The following is a 6,952-nucleotide window of genomic DNA, read 5'->3' as shown; positions in this document are numbered from 1 at the left end:
GCTACCCCGCTGGACCCCTCCCTTGCTGGGATTGGGGAACGGATTCACCCTGGTTGAACTGGCCGTGGGCACGGCAATCGGTGCCTTGGTGATCATCATCACCACAGCGGTGTTCGCGCCCCAGCTGCGCATCAATCAGCGGCTAGGGGGACAGATAAGACTGCAGGAGCGATGGTCCAGAGTGAATGCGCTCCTCAACACCGAAATCCAGGAAGCGCACCGAGTGCAGAGCCTTGGCAGTGGCCTCGAGTTGATAACCTGCGAAGCTAACGACGCCAGCAGCAATCGCTGTAGTGACGGAGGTTATCCAACTACAGGGTCATTTGGATACGATGTGGCCATCTGCTACGAACTGATTCCAGATCCGGCAACTGGCACGTCCCGCCTCCAGAGACGCGGACCAAGCATCGATCAAGCCGGAGCCCTGCTCACCCAGGGGGCAACAAAACAATGCGCCGACTTTGACCACGCCGAAGTGGTAACCACTGGGGTAACCGCCTTCTCGACGCCGACAATCACTGCTGATGAAGTCAGGTACACCATTTCTTTTCGCGATCCCCTCAAACCCAACGGCGCCACAATCAATAAGGAATCCACCGTTGTGCCCCGACCAAGCAAATACTGATCCTTCAGCCACGGTCGGCCAGCACCCCCTGCACCCGGCTCTGACCCTGCAGGGTTACGCGCACCACAGCGCCACTGATGCGTTCGGCCCGGGTGCCAGCCACCTGCAGCCCATCGAGCACCACCCGGTTCAAGCTGGCCCCAGCACTCGGTTCACCATCGAGCCCGAAGGCCGGCCCGCAGCGCATCAGCACCGCACCCCGCCAGATGGCACTGGGCGGCTGGCCCAGGGTGTAGGTGATCGGCCCAGTACCCGTTCCCACCCCCGGCTCGAGATGGAGCAGCACCTGGCGGCCCGCCAGGCCGCAGGCCGGGCTGCCGCCGCCGGTGCCACCGATCGTCAGCCGGCTTGCCCGCGCCCCATCGGCACTGATCAAAGCCAGCGCCCGGCCCGCCATGGCTCGCTGCCGCAGGCGCTCCCCCAGCTGCTTGTTGCCGCGGGTCTCCGCCAGCACGGCCTGCAGCATCACCCCCACCAGCAGCAGCCCGCCGCTCAGGGCTAGCAGCAGCTCCAGCAACGACATCCCAGCAGCACCACTGCGGCGCCTGGTGGCTTCAGGCGGGTGCACAGCTGCCCGCCCGCCAGTGGCCCACCCGGGTAACCCCCAGCGGCAACGCCATCACCACGCAGCGCTGCAGCGGTGTGCCCGCCACCGCCAGCACCACCGTGCCGCCATCGAGCAGCAAGCCATTACTGCTGAATCGCAGGGCCGCCGGCAGGTTGTGGCTCAACTCCAGCGCGCCTGCTCCCACCCCTTCCTGCAGGGGGAGGGGCTGGGCCAGGCAACTGGGCAGTCCGCTCCCATTGGGCCCCTGCCACCCCTGTTGGCTAAGGGCGATGGCGCAGGGACGGCCCAGCCGCCCAGCCTGCGCCCGGCCCTGGTCCAGCCCGGCCAGCACCAGGCGCGTTGCCGTTTCCAGCTGCTGCTGGGCCAGCCAGCGCCTGCCACTGCCAAAGGCCAGCCCAGCCAGCAGGGCCAGCACCGCCACCGCCACCAGCAGCTCCGCCAGGCTCAATCCCGCCGTCGCCCGCTCATCCCGGTGTGCCATCACCACCTGCCTCCGGGGTTGGGGAATTGCTGCAAAAGCCCATCGCCGCCGCATCGAGCCAACGCTGCCGCTGGGTCAGCCCCGGCGCTTGCAAGCGCAGCCAGAGGCCGCCGCCCTGGGGCTCCAGCTGGCGCTCGAGGCCAGCTGCCAGGGGCGCCTGGGCCAATTCGGCTGCCATCGCTGCCACCGCCAGGCTGCAATCGCCGGCCAAGGGAGCGGTATGGGCCTGCTGCAGGTGCTGTTCAGCGGCCAGCAGGGCGCCATCGAGCTCCACCAGCTGCTCGAGGCCCAGCTCCGCCCCGCGGCTGGCCGCCACCGCCGCGGCCCAGATCTGCAGGGAACCACTGCTGGCGCCCGCGAGCAGCAGCGCCGCCACCAACACTTCGGTGAAGTTCATGCTGCCCCCGGCTGGGCCGAACGCAGCCCCAGCTCCCGCAGGGCGCCATTCACCAGGGCAAACGCGGCCGTGGGGCCGCCGCTGTTGAGTGCCAGCCGCAGCTCGGCACCCGCCGGCGTGGGCGCCAGACTCAGCAGCCGGTAGGAATGGCTGCCGATCTGGCCCTGCTGCAAATCCTCGGGCGCCTCAGCCGCCAGGCAGGGAGCCCCGGCCCACTGGGAGCTGGGCAACTCCAGCAAGCAGGAGTGGTGCAGCTTGAGCCGGCCCACCAGCTGCTGGGCTGCTGAGCTGAGCAGATCCTGCTGCTGACGCAACTGCAGCTGCAACTGCAAATGGCGCCGGGCCTCCAGGGAGACCGTTTGCAGCGAGAGGCTGCCAACCAAAAGAAGCAGGGCTGCCGCCGATGAAAGCGGCAGCAAAAAACCCTGGTCTGCTGCCGGTTGGCGGCGCTTGAAGCTTGACCTTTGCCGGATATACCAGGAAGCCATGGCCGAAGGGGCTTACCAACCCCTTCAGCATTCCCACAGGGTCAGCCGCTAGGCGCTGATCTCTTCCTGCCAGAGGGCGTTGGCTTCGATGTGACGGCCTTCGTTGGTGAGCTGGCGCACCCGCTGCAGGGCTTGGCGCCTCAGCTGCTGCTTGAGGGCCTGCTGGGCAGCCTGGTGGGCCGAAACGAATTGGGGGAGCTGGGGATTGGCTTGCGGCATGGCTTTAACTACCCTCGCCACCTATATGGACCTTCAAACCTTACACCCTGGAGACTGGTTTGGGTGGGGCCCTCCTACTGGTTGAGCTTCAAGACAGCCATGAAGGCCTCCTGCGGCACGTCCACCTTGCCCATCGCCTTCATGCGCTTTTTGCCCTTGGCTTGCTTTTTGAGCAGCTTCTTCTTACGGGAGATGTCGCCGCCATAGCACTTGGCCAGCACATCCTTGCGGATGGCGCTGATGCTCTCACTGGCGATGATGCGACTACCGATCGAGGCCTGGATCGGAATCTTGAATTGCTGCCGGGGGATCAGCTCCTTGAGCTTCTCCACCAGACCCTTGCCCACGTTGTAGGCCTTATCGCGGTGCACGATCGTGGTGAGCGGATCGGCCTTTTCGCTGTTGATCAGCACATCAAGGCGCACCAGCTCATTTTTGCGATAGCCGATCAGGCTGTATTCCATCGAGGCATAGCCCTTGGTGCGGCTCTTCATCTGGTCAAAGAAGTCAGTCACCACCTCGGCCAGGGGCATCTCGTAGTGGAGGGTCACCCGGTCTTGGGTGATGTATTTCATGTCGATAAACTCGCCGCGGCGCTCCTGGCAGAGCTCCATCAGGGCGCCGTTGTAGCTGTTGGGGGTATAGATCTCGAGCTTCACATAGGGCTCTTCGATCGATTCGCGCTTCTGGGGATCCGGAAGGGTGGCCGGGTTGTCGACCATCAAAGTGCTGCCGTCGACCATGTTCACCTGGTAGATCACCGAGGGGGCCGTGACGATCAGGTCGAGGTCGTATTCACGCTCGAGCCGCTCCTGCACGATCTCCATGTGCAGCAGCCCCAGGAAGCCGCAGCGGAAGCCAAACCCCATGGCGCTGCTGGTTTCCGGCTCAAATTTGAGCGCCGCATCGGAGAGCTGCAGCTTGCAGAGGGCTTCACGCAGGTCGGGGTATTGGTCGGCGTCGGTGGGGAACAGCCCACAGAACACCATCGGCTTGGCCTCTGCGTAGCCCGGCAGCGGCTCCGCCGCCGGATTGGCCGCCAGGGTGATCGTGTCTCCCACCCGGGCATCAGCCACTGCCTTAATCGAGGCCGCCATGTAGCCCACCTCGCCGGCATGGAGGCTCTCCACCTGGCGCTGGTCTGGCGCCATCACCCCCACTTCATCGAGCTCCACGGTTTTGCCGCTGGCCATCAGCAGCACCTTGTCTTTGCGGGCAATCACCCCACTGATCACCCGGAAATAGACGATCACGCCCCGGTAGGGGTCGTAGTAGGAGTCAAAGATCAAGGCCCGCAGCGGTTCGTCCACCAGGTTGGCCGGCGGCGGCACCCGCTCCACCACTGCTTCGAGGATCTCGGGGATTCCCAGGCCCGTTTTGGCGGAGCAGGCAATCGCCTTGGAGGTATCCAGGCCGATGATCGCCTCGATTTCCTCCTTGATCCGCTCCGGATCCGCCCCGGGCAGGTCGATCTTGTTGAGCACCGGGATGATCTCCAGATCATTTTCCAGGGCCAGATAGACATTGGCCAGGGTCTGGGCCTCCACCCCCTGGCTGGCATCCACAACCAGCAGGGCCCCTTCGCAGGCCTGGAGGCTGCGGCTCACCTCATAGGAAAAGTCCACATGGCCTGGGGTGTCGATCAGGTTGAGGATGTAGTGCTCACCGTCGGGGGCCGTGTATTCCATCCGGGCCGCCTGGAGCTTGATCGTGATGCCCCGCTCCCGCTCCAGTTCCATGTTGTCGAGGAACTGGGCCTGCATGTCGCGAGCCGCGACCGTTCCCGTGTCCTGCAGCAGCCGATCGGCCAGGGTCGATTTCCCGTGGTCGATGTGGGCAATGATGCAGAAATTGCGGATCCGCTGAACGGGAACATCTGTCATGGCGCGATCCTAAGGAGGGGGCCCTAGGGCGGCGATCCATTCCTAGGCTCAGGGGAGCAAAATGCCCGAGTGCCCGCCATGACCACCGACACCACTACAGCTGATACCGCCACTGCTGAGACCAGCACAGCCCCCGCCGAGAGCAGCGACCCCCACGCCCTCACCCTGGAAAACGTGGAGCGCACCCTCGATGAGCTGCGCCCCTACCTGATGGCCGACGGCGGCAACGTGGAAGTGGTGGAGATCGACGGACCGATCGTGAAGGTGCGCCTCCAGGGCGCCTGCGGCTCCTGCCCCAGCAGCACCATGACCCTCAAGATGGGCATCGAGCGCAAGCTGCGCGAAGCCATCCCCGAAGTGAACGAAGTGGTGCAGGTGCTCTGAGCCCCCGTCTGACCGGACTGATCCCAGTCTCCCCTTAGGCTTTCGGGCTCCATTCCCCCTTGCGAGCCCGTGCTCGACCAGCGACTGCTGCGCGAAAATCCCGAGCTGATCAGCCAGCAGCTGGCGAGGCGAGGCGTTGAGGTGGACCTGGCCAGCCTCCAGGCGATCGCCCTGCAGGAGCGGGACTGCGAACAGCGCCGCAGCGAGCTGCAGGCCGAGGGCAACCGCATCGGCAGGCAGGTGGGCCAGCTGATCCAGGCCGGGTCGGCCCCTGGCGGCCCCGAGGTGCGGGCCCTGCGCGACCAGGGCAACGCCATCAAGCACCAGGTGGCCGGCCTCGAGGAGCAGGAGAAGGCCCTGGAGCAAGAGATCCGCGCAGCCCTCAGCGCCCTGCCCAACCTGCCCTCAGCCGAAGCCCCGGATGGTCGCTCCGAGGCCGACAACGTGGAGATCAAGCGGTGGGGCAGCCCACGGGTGGAGGAGGGTCTCGAGGAGCACTGGCAGATCGGCGAGCGGCTGGGCCTGTTTGAAACCGAGCGCTCCGTGCGGATCGCCCAGAGCCGCTTCATCACCCTGATCGGCGACGGCGCCCGGCTGGAGCGGGCCCTGATCAACTTCATGCTCGACCTGCACAGCGCCAAGGGTTACCGCGAGGTGATGCCGCCGATCCTGGTGAACAGTGCCAGCCTCACCGGTTCGGGCCAGCTGCCCAAATTCGCCGAGGAGAGCTTCCGCTGCGCCGATGACGACCTCTGGCTCACCCCCACCGCCGAGGTGCCCATCACCGCGCTGCATCGCGATGAGCTGATCCCCACCGAGCAGCTCCCCCTGCGCTACGCCGCCTACACCCCCTGCTTCCGCCGCGAAGCCGGCAGCTACGGCCGCGACACCCGCGGCCTGATCCGCCTGCACCAGTTCAACAAGGTGGAGCTGTATTGGTTCTGCACACCCGAGCAGTCGGCCGCCGCCCACCAGCAGATCACCGCCGACGCCGAAGCCGTGCTGGAAACCCTCGAGCTGCCCTACCGCCGCATCGATCTCTGCACTGGGGACATGGGCTTCTCCGCCGCCCGCACCTTTGACCTGGAAGTGTGGCTGCCCGGCGCCGGCTCCTACCGCGAGATCTCCAGCTGCTCGGTGTGCAACGAATTCCAGGCGCGCCGCTCCGCCATCCGCTTCAAGGAAGGCAAATCCACCCAGCTGGTGCACACCCTCAACGGCAGCGGCCTGGCCGTGGGCCGCACCATGGCTGCCCTGCTCGAAACCGGCCAGCAAGCCGATGGCTCCGTGCGACTGCCAGCCGCCCTGGCGCCCTACTTCGGCGGCGACACGATTAGCGGGGTGTGATGGCGGAATAAGCCTTTAGCCTGATTCCATCTATCCATGCGGCTTGCCCATGGGACTCACCAACCGCTCCGAGCTGCTGGCCCTCCCCGCAACTAAGCGTTTCTAGCTTGCAGTCGGCTTGTGGCAAAGCTTGGATAGCGCGGAGCTGGAACGGCGCTGGAGCCGGCATCAGCAACATCCTGACGAGGCCGTGAGCTGGGAGCTTGTGCGACGTGACCTCGGTCTTGAGTGACGTTGGCTGGGATCAGGACGATGGATCAACACCAACACCTGAGAACCCAACTGGAAGGGATGGAGCGCCTGGTGGATTCCGAGAGAGGCTACGGGCCGGATCGACAGCAGGCCCGTTGTAACAGGGGCTTGCTCCAGCGCAGGCCACGAGAATTCCCAATCCGCACCAACTTCGGTCTACAATCAAGACATTAGCTGACTTGAGGGAGATTCAAGATGGCCGTCGATCTTCCTCTCACTCAAATGAGCCTTGAAGATAAAATTCAGGCAATGGAATTGCTCTGGTCTGAGCTGTCCAAGGCTCCTGAACAGGTAGTTTCACCCGCCTG

Annotated in this window: 9 protein-coding genes; 3 read left to right on the top strand and 6 right to left on the bottom strand. The window is 65.1% G+C overall.

The window, feature by feature from the left end; genetic code table 11:
* Positions 1–625: hypothetical protein (locus KBZ07_RS14095; protein ID WP_254932201.1), on the top strand; the 625-nt coding region annotated here is incomplete at its 5' end.
* Between the two features lie 4 nt (positions 626–629).
* Here KBZ07_RS14095 and KBZ07_RS14090 read toward each other — a convergent pair.
* The 6 genes from KBZ07_RS14090 to lepA form a co-directional block, all read right to left on the bottom strand.
* Positions 630–1,193, bottom strand: a complete 564-nt coding sequence (locus tag KBZ07_RS14090; RefSeq protein WP_254932200.1) for a prepilin-type cleavage/methylation domain-containing protein — start codon at positions 1,191–1,193, stop codon at positions 630–632.
* Positions 1,180–1,674 (bottom strand): GspH/FimT family protein, encoded by a 495-nt coding sequence (locus KBZ07_RS14085; RefSeq protein ID WP_254932199.1) that lies wholly within the window; start codon positions 1,672–1,674, stop codon positions 1,180–1,182. Before KBZ07_RS14085 ends, KBZ07_RS14090 begins: the two co-directional genes overlap by 14 nt.
* Positions 1,658–2,071 (bottom strand): hypothetical protein, encoded by a 414-nt coding sequence (locus KBZ07_RS14080; protein ID WP_254932198.1) that lies wholly within the window; start codon positions 2,069–2,071, stop codon positions 1,658–1,660. The genes KBZ07_RS14085 and KBZ07_RS14080 overlap by 17 nt, the downstream gene beginning before the upstream one ends.
* Positions 2,068–2,559, bottom strand: coding sequence for a hypothetical protein (locus tag KBZ07_RS14075; RefSeq protein ID WP_254932197.1), 492 nt, complete (start codon positions 2,557–2,559; stop codon positions 2,068–2,070). The genes KBZ07_RS14080 and KBZ07_RS14075 overlap by 4 nt, the downstream gene beginning before the upstream one ends.
* A 48-nt stretch (positions 2,560–2,607) precedes the next feature.
* Positions 2,608–2,778, bottom strand: coding sequence for a hypothetical protein (locus KBZ07_RS14070; RefSeq protein ID WP_197148228.1), 171 nt, complete (start codon positions 2,776–2,778; stop codon positions 2,608–2,610).
* A gap of 74 nt (positions 2,779–2,852) precedes the next feature.
* Positions 2,853–4,661 (bottom strand): translation elongation factor 4, encoded by a 1,809-nt coding sequence (gene lepA / locus KBZ07_RS14065; RefSeq protein WP_254932196.1) that lies wholly within the window; start codon positions 4,659–4,661, stop codon positions 2,853–2,855.
* A gap of 78 nt (positions 4,662–4,739) precedes the next feature.
* Between lepA and KBZ07_RS14060 the strand changes: the two genes are divergently transcribed.
* Both KBZ07_RS14060 and serS read left to right on the top strand, forming a co-directional pair.
* Complete coding sequence (locus tag KBZ07_RS14060; RefSeq protein WP_254932195.1) at positions 4,740–5,045, top strand: NifU family protein; 306 nt, start codon at positions 4,740–4,742, stop codon at positions 5,043–5,045.
* Between the two features lie 69 nt (positions 5,046–5,114).
* A complete protein-coding gene (gene serS, locus KBZ07_RS14055) occupies positions 5,115–6,392 on the top strand; it encodes a serine--tRNA ligase (RefSeq protein ID WP_254932194.1) in 1,278 nt (425 codons plus the stop codon).
* Positions 6,393–6,952: the final 560 nt, after the last annotated feature.

The sequence above is a fragment of the Cyanobium sp. BA20m-14 genome (assembly GCF_024346295.1).
Note: the sequence above shows the minus strand (reverse complement) of the source record. Positions and strands in the feature narration are given on the sequence as shown.